General features: G+C 69.0%; 15 protein-coding genes and 1 pseudogene. 7 read left to right on the top strand and 9 right to left on the bottom strand.

From position 1 onward, the window contains the following. Together ACTMTF_RS07445 and ACTMTF_RS07440 are read left to right on the top strand one after the other, a co-directional pair. Positions 1–1,281, top strand: a complete 1,281-nt coding sequence (locus ACTMTF_RS07445) for an aconitase X (RefSeq protein WP_441109884.1) — start codon at positions 1–3, stop codon at positions 1,279–1,281. Continuing rightward, on the top strand, positions 1,278–1,718 hold the full coding sequence (locus ACTMTF_RS07440) for an aconitase X swivel domain-containing protein (protein WP_441109883.1): 441 nt from the start codon (positions 1,278–1,280) through the stop codon (positions 1,716–1,718). Before ACTMTF_RS07445 ends, ACTMTF_RS07440 begins: the two co-directional genes overlap by 4 nt. On the opposite strand, the gene ACTMTF_RS07435 is transcribed toward ACTMTF_RS07440, so the two are convergent. Beyond that, positions 1,669–2,433, bottom strand: coding sequence for a hypothetical protein (locus ACTMTF_RS07435; protein WP_441109882.1), 765 nt, complete (start codon positions 2,431–2,433; stop codon positions 1,669–1,671). The genes ACTMTF_RS07440 and ACTMTF_RS07435 overlap by 50 nt on opposite strands. A gap of 216 nt (positions 2,434–2,649) precedes the next feature. Here ACTMTF_RS07435 and ACTMTF_RS07430 point away from each other — a divergent pair, with 216 nt between their 5' ends. Beyond that, entirely contained in the window at positions 2,650–4,602 is a 1,953-nt protein-coding gene (locus tag ACTMTF_RS07430) for a protein kinase domain-containing protein (RefSeq protein WP_441109881.1), read from the top strand. A 16-nt stretch (positions 4,603–4,618) separates the two neighbouring features. Here ACTMTF_RS07430 and ACTMTF_RS07425 read toward each other — a convergent pair whose 3' ends face one another. Further along, positions 4,619–4,852: a hypothetical protein gene (locus ACTMTF_RS07425; protein ID WP_441109880.1), complete on the bottom strand. Its 234-nt coding sequence runs from the start codon at positions 4,850–4,852 to the stop codon at positions 4,619–4,621. A 1-nt stretch (position 4,853) separates the two neighbouring features. Beyond that, positions 4,854–5,006, bottom strand: a complete 153-nt coding sequence (locus tag ACTMTF_RS07420; protein WP_441109879.1) for a hypothetical protein — start codon at positions 5,004–5,006, stop codon at positions 4,854–4,856. 123 nt (positions 5,007–5,129) lie between these two features. On the opposite strand from ACTMTF_RS07420, the gene ACTMTF_RS07415 reads away from it, so the two are divergent. Continuing rightward, a complete protein-coding gene (locus tag ACTMTF_RS07415) occupies positions 5,130–5,498 on the top strand; it encodes a hypothetical protein (RefSeq protein WP_441109878.1) in 369 nt (122 codons plus the stop codon). Between the two features lie 255 nt (positions 5,499–5,753). On the opposite strand, the gene ACTMTF_RS07410 is transcribed toward ACTMTF_RS07415, so the two are convergent. Then, entirely contained in the window at positions 5,754–6,680 is a 927-nt protein-coding gene (locus tag ACTMTF_RS07410) for an SDR family oxidoreductase (RefSeq protein ID WP_441109877.1), read from the bottom strand. Then, positions 6,677–7,291 carry an NAD(P)-dependent oxidoreductase gene (locus ACTMTF_RS07405; protein WP_441109876.1) on the bottom strand — a complete coding sequence of 205 codons (615 nt, stop codon included), beginning with the start codon at positions 7,289–7,291 and terminating at the stop codon, positions 6,677–6,679. The genes ACTMTF_RS07410 and ACTMTF_RS07405 overlap by 4 nt, the downstream gene beginning before the upstream one ends. 93 nt (positions 7,292–7,384) lie before the next feature. On the opposite strand from ACTMTF_RS07405, the gene ACTMTF_RS07400 reads away from it, so the two are divergent. Next, positions 7,385–7,807: a MarR family winged helix-turn-helix transcriptional regulator gene (locus ACTMTF_RS07400; protein WP_441109875.1), complete on the top strand. Its 423-nt coding sequence runs from the start codon at positions 7,385–7,387 to the stop codon at positions 7,805–7,807. 129 nt (positions 7,808–7,936) lie between these two features. Here the strand turns inward: ACTMTF_RS07400 and ACTMTF_RS07395 are convergent, their stop codons facing one another. Next, on the bottom strand, positions 7,937–10,006 hold the full coding sequence (locus ACTMTF_RS07395; protein ID WP_441109874.1) for a ThuA domain-containing protein: 2,070 nt from the start codon (positions 10,004–10,006) through the stop codon (positions 7,937–7,939). 52 nt (positions 10,007–10,058) lie between these two features. After that, entirely contained in the window at positions 10,059–12,836 is a 2,778-nt protein-coding gene (locus ACTMTF_RS07390; RefSeq protein ID WP_441109873.1) for a PQQ-dependent sugar dehydrogenase, read from the bottom strand. 1,628 nt (positions 12,837–14,464) lie between these two features. Between ACTMTF_RS07390 and ACTMTF_RS07385 the strand changes: the two genes are divergently transcribed. Next, positions 14,465–17,281, top strand: a complete 2,817-nt coding sequence (locus ACTMTF_RS07385; protein WP_441109872.1) for an AbfB domain-containing protein — start codon at positions 14,465–14,467, stop codon at positions 17,279–17,281. A gap of 30 nt (positions 17,282–17,311) precedes the next feature. On the opposite strand, the pseudogene ACTMTF_RS07380 reads toward ACTMTF_RS07385, so the two are convergent. Both ACTMTF_RS07380 and ACTMTF_RS07375 read right to left on the bottom strand, forming a co-directional pair. After that, positions 17,312–17,653, bottom strand: a pseudogene (locus ACTMTF_RS07380) (amidase family protein); the annotation flags it as partial. 93 nt (positions 17,654–17,746) lie between these two features. Continuing rightward, positions 17,747–18,121: a TetR-like C-terminal domain-containing protein gene (locus ACTMTF_RS07375; RefSeq protein WP_441109871.1), complete on the bottom strand. Its 375-nt coding sequence runs from the start codon at positions 18,119–18,121 to the stop codon at positions 17,747–17,749. A gap of 449 nt (positions 18,122–18,570) precedes the next feature. Between ACTMTF_RS07375 and ACTMTF_RS07370 the strand changes: the two genes are divergently transcribed. Continuing rightward, the gene (locus ACTMTF_RS07370) at positions 18,571–20,007 is read left to right on the top strand and encodes an MFS transporter (protein ID WP_441109870.1); all 1,437 of its coding nucleotides are present in this window, start codon (positions 18,571–18,573) and stop codon (positions 20,005–20,007) included. Positions 20,008–20,032: the final 25 nt, after the last annotated feature.

Below are 20,032 nucleotides of genomic sequence, written 5' to 3'. Positions count from 1 at the left end.
GTGAGACTGGCGGACGATGAGAAGGCGATGCTGGACGGCGCCGAAGGGCCGGCGGTCGCCGCCGCGATGGACCTGTTGGTCCGGTACGGCGAGGCGCTCGGCGCCGAACGTCTCTGCGACATCCGCAACGTCGCCGGGACCATGACGCAGCCGTCGCCGGTGAAGGCCAAGCTGGTCCGCGAGGGCGGCTGGAACAAGGCGTTCTCGGTGCTCAACCTCGACAGCGACGACGACGTCGAGATCCCGCAGATGCGAGTGCCCACCTGCCAACTGCAGCAGGGGTTCGGCGAGGACGCGCTGGGAGTGGCGCCGTACCCGCCGAGCATGATCGAGCTCCAGGGGGACGCCGAGTCGTTCTACGGGGCGCACGGGGTCAACATCCTCGCCACCTGCACGCCGTACCAGGTGGGCAACCTCCCGGTGCGCGGCGAGCACTGCGCCTGGATGGAGTCGTCGGCGGTGGTGTACTGCAACTCCGTGCTCGGTGCCCGCACCAACTGCGAAGGCACGGCCTCGACGGGGGCGGCGAGCCTGACGGGAAAGATCCCCTGCTGGGGCAACCACCTGCCGGAGAACCGCCACGGCACCCACCTGATCGAGTCCGCCGTACCCGTCGACGGATTCCTCGACTGGGGCATGTTCGGCTACTTCGTCGGTGACATCGTGCAGGAGAACCGGCCGGTCGTCACCGGCCACCTCCGGCAGCCCGACCTGGCCGACCTCAAGCACTTCGGCGCGGCCACGGCCTCGTCGGGCGGCGTGGAGATCTATCACATTCCCGGCATCACGCCCGAGGCGGCGACACTGGAGGCCGCGTTCGGCGGGCGGGCGATACCGGAGAAGATCGTGTACGGCGAGCGCGAGCGTCGTGCGGTCTACCAGAGGCTGAACGACCAGGGCCAGTCCACCGACGTCGACTTCATCCTGCTCGGCTGCCCGCACGCCTCGCTCGACCAGATCGCCAGGGCGGCTCGCGCACTCGACGGCAAGAAGCTCAACCCGGGCACCGAGCTGTGGATGATGACCCCGCGTGCGCTGCGCAGCGTCGCGGACCGCAACGGATATACCGAGATCATCCACAAGGCGGGCGGCCGGCTGCTGACCGACTCGTGCCCGGCCATGTCCAAGTCCGCGCCCGAGGGCACCCGAGTGTTCGCCACCGACTCGGCCAAGCAGGCGCACTACCTGCCCGCGATCCTTGGCATCGAGGCCTGGTTCGGCACTCTGGAGGACTGTGTCGACGCGGCCGTCACCGGAACCTGGCGAGGGGAACTGCAGTGATCATCGAGCTCCGAGGGCGCGGCATCGTGCCCGGCCATGTCGAGGGAGAGGCCCTGGTCTCGCACGAGACCATCTCAGGCTGGGGCGGCATCGACCCCGCCACCGGCACCATCATCGAGCGCCGCCACGAACTGTACGGAGTCTGCTTCACCGGGAAGGTGCTGGTCTTCCCGGGCGCCAAGGGCTCCTCGGGATGGTCCGCCTTCTTCCAGAGCACCCGCCTGCTCGGCACCGCTCCGCTCGCGATGGTGTTCACCACGCTCTCCACCAAATCGGCGCTGGGCGCGGTCGTCACCCGGGTTCCGTCCGTCTCCCAGCTCGACAAGGACCCCGTGGAGATCATCCACACCGGCGACCGGGTCACCGTCGACGCCTACCGGGGCATCGTCACGGTGGCGGGCCGGGTTCGTCGAGGAGCCGGAGATCGGATGGGCTGATGGTGGCGGTGGCCAGCAGCGCGGTGATCAGGTTGTGGTTGAGCATGTTGCCCAGCGGCGGTGGGATCTCCTCCTCCAGAAGTCCGGGCACGTGGGAGCTGAGCCGCAGGCGTGTCCCGGTGACGATGTGGGCCGCCCGTTTGGCGGTCCACCGTTCTTCCGGACGGATGCGGCGGAGCTCGCGGAAGACCTGGTCCCAGCTCAGCGGCTGCGGCCAGGGCTCGGGCCGGAGGTAGCGCTGGCCCAGGCAGACCAGGACCAGCCGTTCGGTGGGGCTCAGGGGGTATCCCGCCGGTTCGCGGGTGTCAGCCTCTTGCCGGCTCTGCACGACCGGAGCCGGTGGCCTCATGACGATCCGTACTTCGAGCAGGTGTTCTTGTTCGGGGGCGACGATGAACAGCGGTGTGTACGCCACGGGCAACGCCACGTGGTGCCGGGTGAGCACCAGCTGCCCTCCTGGAAGGCGGATGGGCAGGTTGCCGAGGTTGTGCAGCACCCACCGCCCGTCCTGGCGGGTGATAGATCCTTGCTGCCGGCTGACGTAGGGGTCGTCGGGGGCGACGCAGACGTGGACGTCCGGCTCGCAACGCCCGAACACCACATCGAACCCGGCGTCGGGCGCGACGCGTATCCCGCCGTTGGTTCCCTGGACGTACAGTGTGCCCGGAACGGCCGGGGGGAGCCCGTCGGAGAGGTCGCCGGAGTCCTTCGGCAAGAAGTCCACCTTGCTCGCACTTCTGCGCCTCGTCACCGCCATGCCGCGATCTTCTCCACCCGCCTCGGGAGAGTCAACCGTGGACGCGGTCCTGGAAAGAGGGCTGAGCACTCCTCCGCACGTCAGACGGCCGGCAGCCCCTGACAAGAGAAGTTATGCACCAGTTACTCCCCAGTAGGCTTGTGGAAGATCTCCTGCATGGCATCACAATGACGCATGGCTGACTTCGCACCGCTCCGGCCCGGTGACCCTGAGCAGATGGGTGGCTTGGCACTCCTCGGCCGGTTGGGCCAAGGGGGCCAGGGCGTCGTCTACCTTGCCAGGACCCCCATGGACGTGCGCGTGGCCGTCAAGTGGCTGCATCCGTCCGAGGACGATGAGAGCGTCGAGCGCTTCCTGCGGGAGGCGGAGGTCGCCCGGCGGGTGGCGCCGTTCTGCACCGCGGCCGTACTGAGCACGGGCGTCGAGCAGGGTCGGCCGTACATCGTCAGCGAGTACGTCGAGGGCCGCTCGTTGCAGCGGGTCGTCAGGGAGGACGGCCCCCTCGCGGGCGGGGACCTGGAGCGGCTGGCCATCGGCACCGTCACCGCGCTTGCCGCCATCCACGAGGCCGACGTGGTGCACCGGGATTTCAAGCCCGGCAACGTCATCATGGGCGCCGGCGGTCCGCGCGTGATCGACTTCGGCATCGCCCGCACGCTCGGCCCGGCCACCATGACCAGCAGCACGCAGATCGGGACGCCGGCGTACATGTCTCCCGAGCAGATCATGGGCCACGGCCTGGGCCCCGGGGCCGACATGTTCTCCTGGGCCGGCACCATGGTCTTCGCATCCTGCGGACGGGCGCCGTTCGGCACCGACGGGACACCCGCCGTGATGCACCGGGTGCTCAATGATCCACCCGATCTGGGCCTGCTCGACGGACGGCTGAGCGACCTGGTGCAGCAGTGCCTGGACAAGGAACCGAAGAACCGGCCGACAGCCATCGAGGTCATCACGCGGCTGCTGCGGAACCCGGAGTCAGGCACGGATCCCCTCGTGGAGGGAGCCAGGCAGGCCACGCCGGACAGCGCTCCGCATGTCGGCCGCGCAAGGCCGTCACGCACGTCGTTGCTCGTCCTCGCCGGGACGACGATCACCGTGGCGGTCGTGGTGGCCGCGATGGCCGTGCCCGGCTGGCTGCGACCGCCCACGCAGGCCGCCGCCAAGCCGGCGGCCACGCCGTCGCGGGAGGCGACCGCGGCCCCGCGGATCACCCCCGTCAAGATCCCGCTTCCCGGTGGTGCGATCACCCTCTACGAGCGCCCGTCCGACCCGATCACGCTGACCGCGTACGAGGTCCACGACGACAAGCTTGACGACGACGTCGACTATGCCAGGCAGTCGTTACGGGGCGCATTCCACAAGTATCCGGATAACGTGGATTCGCTGGTCTCTCCCAACGGCCGCTATCTCGCAGGCCGGCCGGAGGACTACACCTCCGACGACTACGACTCGATCCTCATCACCGACCGGCAGGCCGGCTCGAGTTTCCGGGTCAAGACCGTACGCGAACCGATGGACACCAGCATCCGCGCCTGGTCGAAGGACAGCTCGAAGATCCTCCTCAACCTCAACAAGAAGACCGAGGACAAGCAGGGCAAGGACGTCTGGACCACCTTGGGCTTCGCCGTCCTGGATGTGGCCCTCGGCCAGGTCCGGGTGGTCGAGGTGGCCGACGACTCGATCCGGGACGGCGACTTCGGCTGGGACGGCAATGAAGAAGGAGTGATCGCTGTCTCTGGGAAGGACGAGGTGCTGCGCTTCTTCGACACTTCCGGCGACCGTACGCGAGACATACCCGATGTCGGACCGCTGGCGTCCGGCACCGTAGACGTCTTCTCACCCTCAGGCAAGATGTTCGTGACCGACTGCCCCGGCAAGGACGACAGCGATCACTGCCTCTGGGACGCGGGCACCGGCAAGCGGCTGGACACCTTCTCCTCCGACTGCGACAAGGTGCTCGGCTGGTACGACGAATCGCACCTGTACTGCTGGGAGTACGACAACGGCGCCGATGACGAGGTTCGCGTCGTGGCCTTCGACGGCAAGCTGGTGCACAGGCTGCTGGAGGCGGCGGACAAGCTCGAGGTCGCCCCTTACTTCACGATCAACCCCGCCCCTTCGTGATGCCCGGACCGTCTTTCTAGTGCGTGATCCTGATGACGGCCTTCTTCCCCTGGACCGCCGGGACCTCGAAGTCGAGGTCGTCGACCGTGCTGGGGCCTCCTTGGTCCGGCGTCTGCTCGGACATGGTCACCTGCATGCCGGACGCCGTGCCGGTGCTGAAGGTGACCGAGTCGTCTTCGACGGTGACCTCGACCGGCCACAGGCCCCACTTGTCGTTCAGCTTGATGGTCTGGCCGTCCGAAACGAGCACCTCACAATGCGCATCCCGGCAGGCCCGGAGCTTTGTGCCGTTCTTGGCCCTCGGGAGTGGTGTCGCCCGTGACAGGGGAGTCGCAGCCGGTGATGAATCCGGTGAAGGCCACTGCGCCGATCAATGTCACCTGCTTGATCGATCTGCCCGGCATCGCGTCTCCCTTGCTCGCTCGACACGTCGGCCACCCAGTATCGTGCCGAGGCTTCGGGACCCCTCCCGGCGCGATGTCGATAGAAAGGCCGCACATCTCTCGAAGGGGAAGACCATGCCTAGGATGACCATCACCGCCCTGACCCTTGCGTGCGCCGTGGTCGTGACGCCTGTGGCGGCCGCTGCCCCGGCAACCGCCACAGCCCAGTCCGCCTACCGCGGCTGCTACGACGGGAAGTGTAAGTTCACCTTCTCCGACCCCGTCAGCTTTCGCATCTCCAAGAAGCGCTACGGCTTTTCGAGGGTGTACGTGTCGAAGGAGTACGTCGGCGGCATGTTCAACACGGACATGGTCGTGGTGCGGGCACCTGGCATGACCTCCTCCCTGGGCGAAGGCGCTCGAGGGGACATGCGCAGAAACGGCAAGAACACCCTCTCTTTCCGCGTACTGGCCATCACCAGCCAAGGGGCCACGATCCGTTTCACCGGATGAGTCCCGACCGTTCGCCGGGGTCAGAACGGGCCCCCGACCTGCCGCATCAGACTTGCCCGAAGCGGGCGCGAGTCTGGAGAAGCCTGGATCAAGCGGCCCCGCTGCGTAGTGTCCCGGACCCGATCGCGGATCCGTGGCGGAGGAATAGGCGACGGCCGGCGACGGCTGCATGCCCGCCCGGCCCTTCGGCAGCTCGATCGGGTACGACAGATTCCGTGATATCGGAGTTCGCCCTCGTGACCTCGCGCGGATGCGTCATGGGGTCGTGTCGGCGCGGTCCTGGTCGGCAAGGCCGGTCAGGACCGCGCTGGCCTGCCAGAGTCGCTCTTGCACGGCGGTGTCGTAGGACGGCTCGGGCGTGCGGCGTGGGCGCAGGTCAGCGAAGAACGCGCCGCTCACGTGCGCGACCTCGGGCGAGGTCGCCAGGTGTACGGCGGTGCGCGCGCCCTGGGCGGGGGTGAGCAGGAACGGCCGGGCCAGTGCGGCGATCGGTCTGAGCGCGCGGGGCACGCTGTCGGCGATGATGCCGGTGGCCACGATGCCCGGGTGCAGGGCGTTGACGGTGACTCCGGTGCCGCTCAGCCGCCTGGCCAGGGCGTATCCGCACATGACCATGGCGAGCTTGGCACTGCCGTAGGCGTGCATGGGCCGGTAGGCGCGCTCGGACTGCAGGTCGTCCAGATCGATGGTGGCCATGCGGCGCGGCCCGATCCGGTAGGCCCTGGTGTCGGAGATGGCGTCGGAGGCCACATTCACCACGCGCGCGGGGGCACCGGCGATCAGCCGGTCCAGGAGCAGGTTCGTCAGCATGAACCACGACAAGTGGTTGACCGCCAGGTGCAGCTCGATGCCGTCGACGCTGAGCCGGCGGTCGTGGAAGTGCGCTCCGGCGTTGTTGATGAGCACATGCAGGTGGGCGTGGCGTTCGCTGAAGGCCGCAGCCAGCTCGCGGATGGCTCGCTGGTCGGACAGGTCGGCTGCCATGGCGTGCACATCGGTGTTGCCGGTGGCCGCGGTGACCTGGTCGCGCAGCAGGCGGGCCGCCTGCATGCGGCGGCAGACGAGAACGACGGTGGCGCCGCGGCGGGCCAGCTCGGTGACGATCACCTGCCCCATCCCGCCTCCGGCGCCGGTGACCAGGCAGACCCTGCCCGCCATGGAGTCGAGGGACGGGCCGGTCATGCCGCGACCTTGAGGGCCTGGCCGACATGGGTGTCCTCGGCGGCGGCCCGCACCAGGAAGTCGGCCAGGTCGGCACGGGAGAGCCGCGAGGTCAGCGTGATCTTCAGCTCGGTGCCGATGCGATACCGGCCGGTGCGCGGGCCGTCGGTGAGCGCGGGCGGGCGTGCGATCGTCCAGCGGATGTCGCCCGCTTGGCGGATCAGTGTCTCCATCGCGTCTTTGTCGCGCATCCTGCCGCCCAGCAGGGTTCGCAGCGTGATGACGTACGGCGAGCAGTCGCGGCTTTCGGCCGCCCCATGAGCGCTCACCACGAGCAGCCGTGAGGTGGCCTTCGTACGCATGGCGGCCAGGATCGCACGGACCCCGTCGGTGCATGCCGGTGTCCCGGCCGAGCCCGCCAGCGTGCTGATCACCACGTTGCAGCCCTCTACCGTGGCGTCGACGGCATCCTGGTCGGCCAGCTCGCCGACGACGACGTGCAGGTGCTCGTGCGAGATCGGCAGGCGGCTGCTGTCCCGGACCATGGCCCTCACCTCGTGCCCCGCTTCCAGGGCCTGTGCCAGGACCAGGCGGCCGGTGGCACCCGTCGCGCCGAACACGGCGATCTTCATGGCTTCTCCTCACTCCTGAAGGTTGGACACTCCAATCATCAGAGACAATGATTGAATGTGTCAACCATTGGAGATTCCTATTATTCTGGAGGCATGGAGGAAGCCGAATCGCCGATCTATGACCTCATCGATCTCACCCTGAGCCTGGCCGAGCGCACCCATGCGCTCATCACCGAAGTCCTCGCCGAGCTCGACCTGACCCATGCCCTGGCCAACGCCATCTGGCAACTCGGCGGCACCCGCACCCCGCCCTCGATGCGCGAATTGGCTCGGGGCCTACGCTGCGACCCCTCCACCGTCACCTTTCTGGCCGACCGGCTGGAACAACGCGGCCTGGTCACCAGGACCGTCGACCCCACCAACCGCCGCGTCAAGATCCTCGCCCTGACCGACAGCGGCCACCGAGCCAGGCGCCGCCTCGTCGAGGCCATGACCGCAGGCTCCCCTCTCGCCCGGCTCACTCCCGACGATCAGCGTTCGTTGCGCACCCTGCTGTCCAAGGCGATGGGCGACTGATCACGACCCCCGGCTTGGACGCCATGACGCGATGAGCCGGCAGCGGTCGAGAGCCGCTCAGGACGAACGGCTCTCGACCACTCCCGCGCCGCGGCGCCTCCGGCGTTCCCCCAGCGGATCAGCACGGGGCTAGGTGAGGGTCCATTTCTGGTTGGCGCCGGTGTGGCAGGTCCACAGGTGGACGGGTGTGCTGTCGGCCGGGTTGACGCCGCTGACGTCCAGGCACTTGCCGGAGCTGGGGTTGAGGATGGTTCCGTCGGTCTGCGGGGTCCATGTCTGGGCGCCGCTTCCGTTGCATGTGTAGAGCTGGATCTTGGTGCCGTCGGTGGTGCCGGCTCCGGCCACGTCCAGGCACTTGCCCAGGGCTCGCAGGGTGCCGCCGTCCCGGGTCCAGCTCTGGGCCGCGCTCGCGTTGCAGGTGTAGAGCTGCACCTGTGTGCCGTCGGCGCTCGCGCCGCCGCGCACGTCCAGGCACTTGCCCGCCAGCCCCACCACCGGACCGGAGCCTGAGGACCTGGCGAAGGTGAAGTCGTCGACGTCGAACAGCCCGGAGCCGGTCCCCGTGAACGTCAGATAGACGTTGGCGGTGCCGGCCGGGACGTTCGACAGACTCGTCGAGACGTCCGCGAAGGTCGTCCAGCTTCCGGTGTTCGGCACCGCCACCGAGCCCAGGACCGGGCCGGTCGGCGATCCCGTGCGGATCTGGATCGTGCCGCCCGGCCCGCCCGAGACCACGCGGGCCCTGAACGTGGTCGCGCCGTTCAGCGGAATCTCGTTGTAGGCGGCCCAGTCACCGGGGTCGATGTGGCCGAGCGTCTGCCCGTTGTGCGCCCCCGCCTTGGTGAACGGCGCCACCCCGCTCTGCGCAGAGTACGACTCCGCCTGCACCGCGCCGGTGGCGACCAGCTCCTTGATCCTGATGTTGCGGAACGACACCTCGTCGCCGTCACCGTGGTTCTGGATGCCGATGTGTCCGGCCAGGCCGCGCGCCGGGTCGGTGTTGGTGAAGTCGTTGATCTTGGTTCCGTTGAGGAAGACCTGGAGCCGTTCGCCCTCGACGAGGACCTCGTAGGCGTTCCACTCCGGCGGCGGGTTCAGCGCCGCGTCCCTGGCGGCGGCGTCGGGCCCCTTGAAGCCGTAGACGGAGCCGGTGGTGCGGTCGGGGGTGTCGGTCGCGTCGATCTGGATCTCGTAGCCGTTGTCCACGGCCGACCAGGGGTCGCTTGACGGCGGGAAGCCGACGAAGACGCCGGAGTTGTCGTCGCCCGCCATCCGCCAGTCGAACTTCAGCGAGTACGACGAGAACTGCTTCGCGCTGTACCAGAGCAGGCCGAGGCCGCCGGTCGAGGTCAGTGTGGCGTCGGCGTTGCCGAAGGAGCCCGGTCCGGCCTGCGACCAGCCGGAGGTGGAGCCGTTGTAGAGGGAGGTGTACCCGGACTCCGGCCGGCAGTCGGCCTTGGCTTGGCCGGCGGCGTACCGGATGCCGCCGAGAAGATGGCCGCGGAAGGCGGGGTCGGTGTAGGAGGCAGCGGTGTGCCCGCCGCCGGTGTAGAACGAGCGCCCGCCCTGGTAGGTCTTGCACCAGATGTGCGGATGGTCGGCTCCCATGCCGCCGCCCGAGTACGACGACTCGTCGAGGGTGGCGAGCACGCGTGCGGTGGCGCGCGGGTTGGTGCGGTAGTTGTACCACTCGTCGGTGCGGGTCCAGGTCTGCGGCAGTGCGGCGGTGGCCGCGTGCCCCCGGTTCTCCACCTTGACGGCGGCCTGCTGGATGGCGGGGTGGGAGGCGAAGTAGGCGCCGACGAGCTCGCCGTAGAAAGGCCAGTCGTACTCGGTGTCGGCGGCGGCGTGCACCCCGGCGAAGCCGCCGCCCGCGCGGATGTAGCTCTCGAAGGCACCCTGCTGGGTGTTGTCGAGCACGTCTCCGGTGGTGTTGAGGAAGACCACCGCCTCGAACCCGGCGAGGTTCGAGGCGGTGAAGGCCCCGGCGTCCTCGGTCGCGGTGACCGAGAAGCCGTTCGCCGCGCCCAGGTCGCGGATCGCCTGGACGCCCGCCGGGATGGCGTCGTGTCTGAAGCCCGCCGTCTTGGAGAAGACGAGCACGTCGAAGGGGGTGTCGGCGGCGATTGCCGGGCCCGCGGGTACGGAGCACCCGAGCACTACTGCGGCGACGACGGCTGTGCGGAGAATTCTGCCCATGTCACGCTCCCTTGGGGGAGCGGGGACGCCTGACGCGTCCCCGCCGGGGTCGCTAGCTGAGGGTCCATTTCTGGTTGGCGCCGGTGTGGCAGGTCCACAGGTGGACGGGTGTGCTGTCGGCCGGGTTGACGCCGCTGACGTCCAGGCACTTGCCGGAGCTGGGGTTGAGGATGGTTCCGTCGGTCTGCGGGGTCCATGTCTGGGCGCCGCTTCCGTTGCATGTGTAGAGCTGGATCTTGGTGCCGTCGGTGGTGCCGGCTCCGGCCACGTCCAGGCACTTGCCCAGGGCTCGCAGGGTGCCGCCGTCCCGGGTCCAGCTCTGGGCCGCGCTCGCGTTGCAGGTGTAGAGCTGCACCTGTGTGCCGTCGGCGCTCGCGCCGCCGCGCACGTCCAGGCACTTGCCCGCCAGCCCCACCACGGGGCCGCCCGTGGTGAGGGTGAAGGCGTCCACGTCGAACAGCGCTCCGCCGGTCCCACCGGCGAAGGTGAGGTAGAGGGAGGTGGTCCCCGCGGGAAGGCTGGAGATCGCGCCGGTCACCTGGACGAAGTTCGCCCAGCCGCCGGTCACCGGCACCGTCGCCGAGCCGAGCACCGTGCCGGTCGCGGAACCCGCCCGGATCTGCAGCGTGCCGCCCAGGCCGCCGGAGGAGACGCGGGCGGAGAACGTCTTCACATTGCTGATCTTGTAAGGGTCGAAGGAGATCCAGTCGCCGTTGTGGATGTCACCGACGGTCGCGCCGCCCTCCGCGCCGGACTTGGTGATCAGCGAGACGCCGGAGGACGTCTTGTAGTGCTCGGCCTGCCGGTGCTTGGGCTGGAGAATGACCTGCTTGTGGGTGGTGAGGCCGGCACTGTCGGCGTACTCGGCGTCGAAGACCGCGAAGATGTTGGCGGCCTCGTCGTGCTCGCCGTCCACGGGGACGAGGATCGCCCCCGAGCAGCCGTTCTGCGAGGTGATCTGATGGCCGTGGCTGTCGTGCCCGAGCACGTAGGTCATCTTCGCGCGGGCGCAGTCGGCCGCGCCGTCCTCCGGGTCGGAGGCCGAGATCTGGAACGGGACCACGTCGCCGAAGGCGAACAGCTGCCCGTTCGCGGGATTGGTCACGGTGACGGCCGGGGCGGTGTTGCCCACGCCCACCATCGCGTTCGCGCTGCCCGTGGCCCCCGCGGAGTCGCGTACCGTCAGGGTTGCCGTGTAGGTGCCGTTCGCGGTGTAGGTGTGCGTCGGGTTGGCCGCCGTCGAGGTGCCGCCGTCGCCGAACGTCCACGCGTACGTGATCGCGTCACCGTCGGGATCGCTCGTGCCCGCCGAGGAGAACGCCACCGTCAGGGGCGCCTGACCGGAGGTCGGCGTGGCGCTCGCGACCGCGACGGGAGCGCGGTTGCCGCCCGCGATGTAGTCGAACCTGTAGAGGGCCGAGTTGACGTCGCCGTTGAAGTAGCCGGTGCCGTAGTCCAGGACATACAGGGAGCCGTCCGGGCCGAAGGCCTGGTCCATGACCTGTTTGCCTGTCCATGGGAAGGTGTTGATCTCGCCGGGCGAGCCGTCGGCGGCGACGTGGATCGGCTTGATCCAGCCGCGGCCGAACTCGCCGGCGAAGAAGTGCCCTTCGAAGCTCTGCGGGAACTTGGTGGCCGATGGGTTCGCGGCGTCGTAGCGGTAGACCGGGCCGGCCATCGGCGACTCGGAGCCGCCGCCGAACTCCGGCGGGCTGCCCGCGTCACCCGCGTACCGGATCCAGGCGGGCTTGGCCGACGGAAGGGTCGTCAGGCCGGTGTTGCGGAAGGAGTTGTTCGTCGGCCCGCCCGCGCAGTTGTACTTGGCCCCGCTGGTGTTCGTCGCGAAGTCCCACTCGTTGTAGGTCTCCGCCGAAGTGTTGGTCCCCGTGCAGTACGGCCAGCCGTAGTTGCCCGGCGCGGTGATCCGGTCGAACTCCACCTGGCCGCTCGGGCCCCGGGTGGCGCTGGACGAGCCGGCGTCCGGACCGTAGTCGCCGACGTACACGGCGCCCGTGGCCTTGTCCACGCTCATGCGGAACGGGTTGCGGAAGCCCATCGCGTAGATCTCCGGGCGGGTTCCCGCGGTTCCGGGCGCGAAGAGGTTGCCGGACGGGATCGCGTAGGTGCCGTTCGCGTTCACCTTGATTCTGAGGATCTTGCCCCGCAGGTCGTTGGTGTTGGCCGAGCTGCGCTGCGCGTCGTAGGCCGGGTTCTGGTTCGTGCGCTCGTCGATGGGCGAGTACCCGGCGGAGGCGAACGGGTTGGTGTCGTCCCCGGTGGACAGGTAGAGGTTGCCCGCCGCGTCGAAGTCGATGTCACCGCCGACGTGGCAGCAGATGCCCCGGTCGGCGGGCACGTCGAGCACGGTCACCTGGCTGGCCATGTTCACGGTGTGATCGGCGTTGAGCGTGAACCTGGCCAGCCGGTTGACGCCCTTCCACGCGGTCCAGTCCGTGCCCGTGGTGGGGGCGTCGCCTGCCGGCGTGGACAGCGGAGGGGCGTAGTAGAGGTAGATGTGCCGGTTCGAGGCGAATCCGGGATCGACGCCGACGCCCTGCAGGCCCTCCTCATCGTGGGTGTACACGGGAATGGTGGCGATGACGGAGGTGTTGCCGGCGGTGTCGGTGCGCCGCAGCGTGCCGTCGCGGGCGGTGTGCAGCACCGACCGGTCGGGGAGCACCGCGAGCGACATCGGCTCGCCCATCTCGGCGACCCCCTTGGCGAGGGTCACCTGCTGGAAGTCGGCCGCGTTGATGGGATGGGCCTGGGCGGGGCCGGCGATCACGGTGAGCGAGGCGGCCACCAGCGTGAGCACGGCGGCGACTCGCATGCGTAAGCCTGAGGGCTTCGAGACTGGCATGGAGGAGATGTCCCTTCCTGACGGTGTGGCGCCAGGCGGAAGCGCAGTGGGGGCGCAAACGCTCGGGCCGAGGGGGGTGGGTCAGGGGGACGCGTGCGCCGACCGCGTCGATGGATGTGCTATGTCCCGGCGTGCCACCGCCGTCAGCTGAGGTGACGTCAACGTGTCACGCGGATCGGCGGCCGTCAAGACACGTGACCGCCCCCATTTCCATGATCACCGGAAGAGAGATACGGCGATACAGGTAGGGGCTTTTGCTTGACGATCGAAACAACTTCGTTTTACTATGCCGAAATATCGGCCTAATAGGTCGGAAATCATCCGAAAGGCTCACTTATGGTCGGGTAAGAAGCCTGCGGCGGTCAGCAGGTCTCCCTCGCCGACCGGTGGAAAAGGATCGCCCCAGCTTTCGGGGCGCCCGTTGTTATTCCGCCGCCCGGTTCCCTTCGGTCCGGTCGCCGGTTCGTCCCGTCGCGCCGAGGCGGGGCGGGTCCGCGAGTGCCACCCGGGCAGCATGTCTGGGCGGCGGAGCACTTCATGCGTCCGGACAAGGGGTTCGTTTCCCCACCCAGGCGATGGATCGTCCGGCATTTTCCATCGCCGTCTGGTCCGCGACTGCGAGCTCCTGCCGGCCAGTTCCGCATCGCGGGTGCATGGGGCGATGCCGGATGTCCCGCCGTCTCACCTGTGGCCCCGTCCCATCCTGGCGGTGGACATGAGCGCCCCCGACGCGCGGCGGCCCGACTTCGACCCCGGCACCTGGCTCCTGGACCGGATCGACGCCCGAGAGCTCCCTGAACGGCTGGATCGAGCGGTGCACCTGCCGATCATGACGCCGGGCACCCTGCCGAGCCGGCACCGCCGCCGAGCGATGGGTGCGCACCGTACGAGCCGAGTGCACCGAGCGCATGCGGACCGTCGTACCGCACTGCTGCAGCCCTTCAGGGCAGGGCCGATCAGATTCGGTCGCGACGGACCCGCATGGAAAAGCGGCGGCGGGACGGCGCTCCATGACGTCTATGCACGTGACCTCGATAGGAGCGGCGAAGCCGCATGTGATGTGACCCCTACTTGACTAATACAGATCGGTATGGGACCACTTTCGATCGTTCTAGTGTGGAATGTGATCGGTGCGCGACAGTAGTGTTACCGGCTTGTTATGTAGTCGTATCACTCTTTGATCACCTTCAGATTGTCCTGGTTCACCTCAGGAGAACAGATGCCCCTTTCCATCAGCCGCTCCATGCGAGCGGCCGCACTGGTCACGCCGGCCTGACCGCCACGGCGCGCACCGGCAAAGAAGCAGGCACCTGACGCGATCGGCGTCTCGGCCCTGCCAACGCTCCACCGAACCAGGCCCCGGCACCACGCTCACATCGGCAAAGGAAGAACTTTCCGAACGCCGACGGCACTTCCCGCCTCGACGTCGACCGTCAGCTGACATCACGCCGATGTGCCCGCGACGACACCGTCGTCCGGCGCCCGAGCACCACCGTGATTCCGTGCCTGGAGTTTCAGTGGCGAAAAGTGCCGCTCGCGGCACCTCGCGATTGCCACCACGTCGGCCATGCGCTTCCACCCCCCCAACGGAGAGGTCCATGCAGACACTCAGTCCGATACGCGCCGCAGCATCGGTGCTCGTGGCCATCCTCGTCTCGGCGTTATTCGTCGTGCCGCCCGCGCACGCGGCGCCGGCGAAGACCCCGCCCCTGTCGACGCCGTGGACGAGCCAGGCACTCGACGGAACTCCCCTCCCCGAGTACCCCCGGCCCCAGATGACCCGCCCCGACTGGATGAACCTCAACGGCGAATGGCAGCTGCGGCAGTCGGCGACGAACGACGCGCCGCAGTTCGGCGTCACGCTGCCGGAACGCGTCAACGTGCCGTTCCCCGTCGAGTCGGCGCTGTCGGGCGTCATGCGCCCCATCAACGACAACCGCTACTACCTCTTCTACCGCCGGACGTTCACGGTGCCCCAGAACTGGGCCGGCCGCCGCATGCAGCTGCACTTCGGCGCCGTCGACTGGGAGGCGGCCGTGTACGTCAACGGCCGCCTGATGGGCACCCACCGCGGTGGGTACGACCGCTTCGAGTACGACGTCACCGACGCGCTCAACGGCGGCACGAACGAGCTGATCGTCAAGGTCTACGACCCCACCGACTCCGGCCACAACGGCAGCCACCCGGCCATCGGCAAGCAGACCCGCAGCCCGTCGGCCATCTTCTACACCCCCGTGTCCGGGATCTGGCAGACGGTGTGGCTGGAACCGACGCCCACGTCCTCGATCTACAGCGTGGACACGTACCCGAACCTGAGCGACAACACCCTGCGGGTACGCGTCTTCACCCGTGGCAACGTCAGCGGCCACTCCGTCCTGGCCGAAGCGATGAACGGCACGACCGTCGTCGGCACCGCGACCGGCGGGTTCACCGACTTCAGCGTGCCGGTGCCGAACGCCCGCCGCTGGACCCCGGACGACCCGTTCCTGTACAACCTGCGCGTCTCGCTGCGCAACGGCTCCGGTCAGACAGTCGACCAGACCACGCACTACTTCGGCATGCGCGAGGTCGGCACCCGCGTCGTCAACGGAGTCCTGCGGCCGACCCTCAACGGCGAGTTCGTCTACCACCTCGGCACCCTCGACCAGGGCTACTGGCCCGACGGCCTCTACACCGCGCCCACCGACACCGCGCTCGCCTTCGACCTGCAGAAGCACAAGGAGCTCGGCTTCAACATGGTGCGCAAGCACATCAAGGTGGAGCCCCAGCGGTGGTACTACCACGCCGACCGGCTCGGCCTGCTCGTGTGGCAGGACGTGCCGTCGATGCAGGCCTTCAGCCGCGACATCTCGGCTGCCCACGCCCAGCAGTTCGAGACCGAGGCGCGGGAGATCGTGGACGAGCACCGCAGTTCGCCGGCGGTCGTGGCCTACGTCCCGTTCAACGAGGGGTGGGGCGAGTGGAACCTCACCGACACCCGCCGTGTCATCCAGAACATCAAGAGCCAGGACCCGACCCGGCTGGTCAACGGGCACAGCGGCTTCAACTGCTGCGACTCCCTGGGCGACCCGGGCAACGGCGACATGGCCGACTGGCATGTGTACCCCGGTCCCGACGCGCCGTCGCCGTCCGCGACCCGGATCTCGATCCTGGGCGAGTTCGGCGGGCTTGGCCTGCGTACGCCGGGTCACGAATACAGCCCGCACGGCGGCTTCTTCGCCTACGAGCAACAGGCCAGCGCCGCCCAGCTCAACGACCGCTACACCGGCATGGTGCGTGATCTGCAGCAACTGGTCGCCAAGAAGGGCCTGAGCGGATCGGTGTACACCGAGATCACCGACCTGGAGGGTGAGTACAACGGCCTCATGACCTACGACCGCCGGGTGCAGAAGGTCGACACGAACCAGGTGCGCGCCGCGCATCAGAATCTGCTGGCCACGGCCAGGAACCAGAACGCGGCACCGAACCTGACGCCCGGCCACGTCCGGTCGTTCCGCTCGACGACCCCCGGCTCGACCGACCGGTACCTGCGCCACGCGAACTCCGTCGCCCGTACGGACGTGATCGGCACGACGAGCCCGGACCTCGCCCGCCAGGACGCGTCGTTCCGCACGGTACCCGGCCTGGCGGACCCGCGCTGCTACTCGTTCGAGTCGGTCAACCTCCCGGGCCGCTACCTGCGGCATGCCAACTCGGTGGTGCGTATCGACGCCGACGCCGGAGGCCCGTTCGCGGCGGACGCCACCTGGTGCGCCCGTCCCGGACGGTCCGGGAGCGGCACGTCGTTCGAGTCGGCCAACTTCCCCGGCGCCTTCCTGCGGCACCACTCCGACAACGTCTACCTGGCCCGGCCCAGCGGCCCCAACCCGTTCGACGGCGGCGCCACCTTCGACGCCGACGCCACCTGGGACGTGAGCGGCGCCGCGTTGTGGCGCAGCGGTGTCGTCCTGCCCGTGGACGTTCGCCGGTCGCTGCAGGTGCAGACCTGGGGCTTCACCAACCGGTACCTGCGGCACGCCAACAGCCTGGCCGGCACGGAGGTCGTCGACGCCGGCAGCGCCGGGCTGCTGAAGAACGACGCCACGTGGACCGTCCGCCGCGGCCTGGCGGACTCCGGCTGCTACAGCTTCGAGTCGGTCAACTTCCCGGAACGATACCTCCGCCACGCCGCCTCACGCGTCCGCATGGACCCGGACGACGGGAGCCCGCTGTTCGCCCAGGACGCGACGTGGTGCGCCCGGCCCGGCCTGCAGGGCGGCGGTATCACGCTGGAATCGATCAACTTCCCCGGCTCGTACCTGCGGCACTACGACAGCCAGGTGTGGTCGGCGAACGGCACCGGGGGCACGTGGAACCGTCCCCAGATGCTCACGGCGGACAGCACCTGGAACCTGGCCACGCCCTGGGCGCCCTGACGCGATGAACCGGCGCCGGTCGAGAGCCGTTCAAGGAGAGCGGCTCTCGATCGCTCTCGCGTCGCGGTGCCTCCGGCGTTCGTCCCAGTGGATCAGCACGACCCCGTCGCTCGCGTGGGCCACCGGGAGGAGACCGGCCGCGACCGCGGTCGCCGCACCACCGCTGGAACCGCTCGAGTAGCGATCAGTGTCGAAGGGGGTGACCGAGGGCAGGGGAGTGACGGCGTTCTCGGTGTAGCAGGCCACGCCGAACTCCGGCGCGTTCGTCTTCCCGAGTACGACGGCCCCCGCGCGCCGGATCAGCCCGACTGTCCAGGCGTCTTCGGTGGGCACGTGCCCGGCCAGGGGCGCGGAACCGTAGGACGTGGCGAGGCCGGCGGTCGCGTGGAGTCAGCTCCCGCGCTGTGATGTCGTGGCTGCGCAGGGTGCGCAGCTGTTCGGCGGCGGACAGGTCGTGCAGCCGGCTCATCGCGCTGCCGCCGGGGCCACGATGACCCGGTATGCCGAGCTCGCCACGGCGTCGAGGAAGCCGGCTGACGGGGGACGACGCCCGATGATCCGGCAGTGCATCAGCGGTCCTTCGAGCAGACCGCTGACCAGCTGGGGGTCCGGCAGCTCCGCGATCTCGCCACGTTCGACGGCCCGGCCCAGGGCCAACCGTAGCGAGCGTCCTCGATCCAGGCTCATGGTGCGGAAGACGGCCTCGGCGTCGGCGTCCTCGGCCAGGTCGGCAAGCCGGCCGACCAGGCTGTCCATCCAGGGTGCCGACCACGACCGGGCGAGGTCGTCGACGTACACCCGGATGTCGGAGAGGAGCGAGCCGGTGTCGACGTCCGACACCGGCGGCAGGTGTGCGGCCAGGGTGCCGGCGACCAGGCGGGTCTTCCCTACTCCCTCGATTCGCTACCTGGCGTAGCGCTACGTCATGTAGCGAATGTAGGCCGGAACTGAGTGCGTAGCAAGCGTCTGGATGTTGATATCGGTGAATCGGGTCCCCGACCACGCGAGCAGAGCGGCATGGTTCGACCAGGGCTTGAGACTTCCCGGCTACCGGCCCAGAACCGTCCGCGAAAGGCGGTGAAAAGTCTCCGGGCTGGGTTCAACGACAGCCTTGAAGTCATGAGTGCTGGTGACAACGAGCAGCCCGGCGCGGAGCCTGCCGTCGAGACCCGCGGCCGGCGGCCACGCCGCGGACGGATCGATGCGCGGAACGCCTCCATGGCCGGGGCCAGTGAGTCCGAACCCGGAAGGCCCACCGCAGCCTCCGACGAACTGAGGGAGCTGACCGCGTGATTCCCGATTCAACCCCCGCCCCGCCTGCCTGGCGGGAACTGCTGGGCCCCGAACATCTCGGAGCGGCGATCGTGCTGGCGGGCGGCGTGCTCGTCGGTGCGGTCAATATCTATCTGGCCTCGAGCCTGCTGCCGACCGCGGTGGCCGACATCGGCGGCGCCGGCTTCTACGCGTGGAATATGACGATCTACCTCGTCGCCATGGTGATCGCGACGATGCTGGTCAGCCGGCTCCTGGCCCGGTGGGGGAACGTCGGCGCCTACCGCCTCGGCTTCGCCGTCTTCCTGGTGGGCTCGCTGGCCTGTGCGGTGAGCCCGGCGATGCCGGTACTGCTGGCCGGCCGCGGCGTCCAGGGATTCGGGGCGGGGGTGCTGTCCGGGCTGGGGTTCGCCGTCATCCGCTCGGCCCTGCCGCGCCGACTGTGGACCCGCGGCAACGCCTTGATGTCGGCGATGTACGGCGTCGGCAACTTCGTCGGCCCGACGCTCGGCGGCCTGTTCGCCCAGTTCGGCTCGTGGCGCCTGGCGTTCGTGGCGATGGCGGTGATCGCGGCGGTGTGCTTCGCGGTCGTGCCCCGGGTGCTGCCGCGCGGCGAACGCAGCGACGCGCGGGCGCCGGTCCCGGCCGTGTCGTTGCTGCTGGTCACGGCGGCCACCGTGGCTGTCAGCCTGGCCGGAGTGCTGCCCGGCACCCTGGCGATGGTGGGCGGCATCGTGGTGGCACTGCTCCTGGTGGCTGTCTTCGTCGCCTACGAGCGGCGTAGCGAGCTGCGGGTTCTCCCGCGCACGACCTACCAGGCCGGCTCACCACTGAAGTGGATCTACCTGACGCTCGGGCTCCTGGCCTTCGGCGTCGCGGTCGAGTCGTTCGTCCCGCTGTTCGGCCAGCAGTTGGGCGGGCTGCCCCCGCTCGCGGCCGGCCTGTTCGGGGCGGCCATCTCGCTCGGCTGGTCGCTGACCCAGCTCGGCAGCTCATCGGCCACCAGGGAGCGCACGGTACGCCGTTTGCGCATCGTCGGCCCGCTGCTCCTGGCGGCCGGCTTCCTCCTCCAGGGGCTGCTGCAGCGCGAGGACACGCCGATCTGGCTGGTGGTCATCTGGGTGCCGGTGTTGTTCGTCGCGGGTTCCGGCATCGGCCTGGCCTACCCGCACCTGTCCGTGGCCGCCATGTCCAGCACCCAGGATCCGGAGGAAGGACGCAGGGCCGCCGCGGCGATCGCCACCGTGACGAGTCTGTCGATCGCGTTCGGTACGGCCGTGGCCGGAGCCCTGGTCAACCTCGGCGACCCGTCGATGCTCGACTCGGCACGGTACGTCCTGTTCGGTTTCGCGATCATCTGTGCGATCGGCGCCGTCACCGCACGCGCGGCGAACCGTTCGAGCAGCCCGGGTTTCGGATCGCCTGGTCACCACGTGCCCGAGATCACCCGATGACCCGTATCGATGCGAGGAGATTTCC

The sequence above is a fragment of the Nonomuraea sp. ZG12 genome (genome assembly GCF_052068115.1).
In the GTDB taxonomy this organism is placed as follows: Bacteria; Actinomycetota; Actinomycetes; order Streptosporangiales; family Streptosporangiaceae; genus Nonomuraea.
The sequence above is the reverse complement of the archived record's forward strand: the minus strand, read 5'-3'. Positions and strand labels throughout refer to the sequence as shown.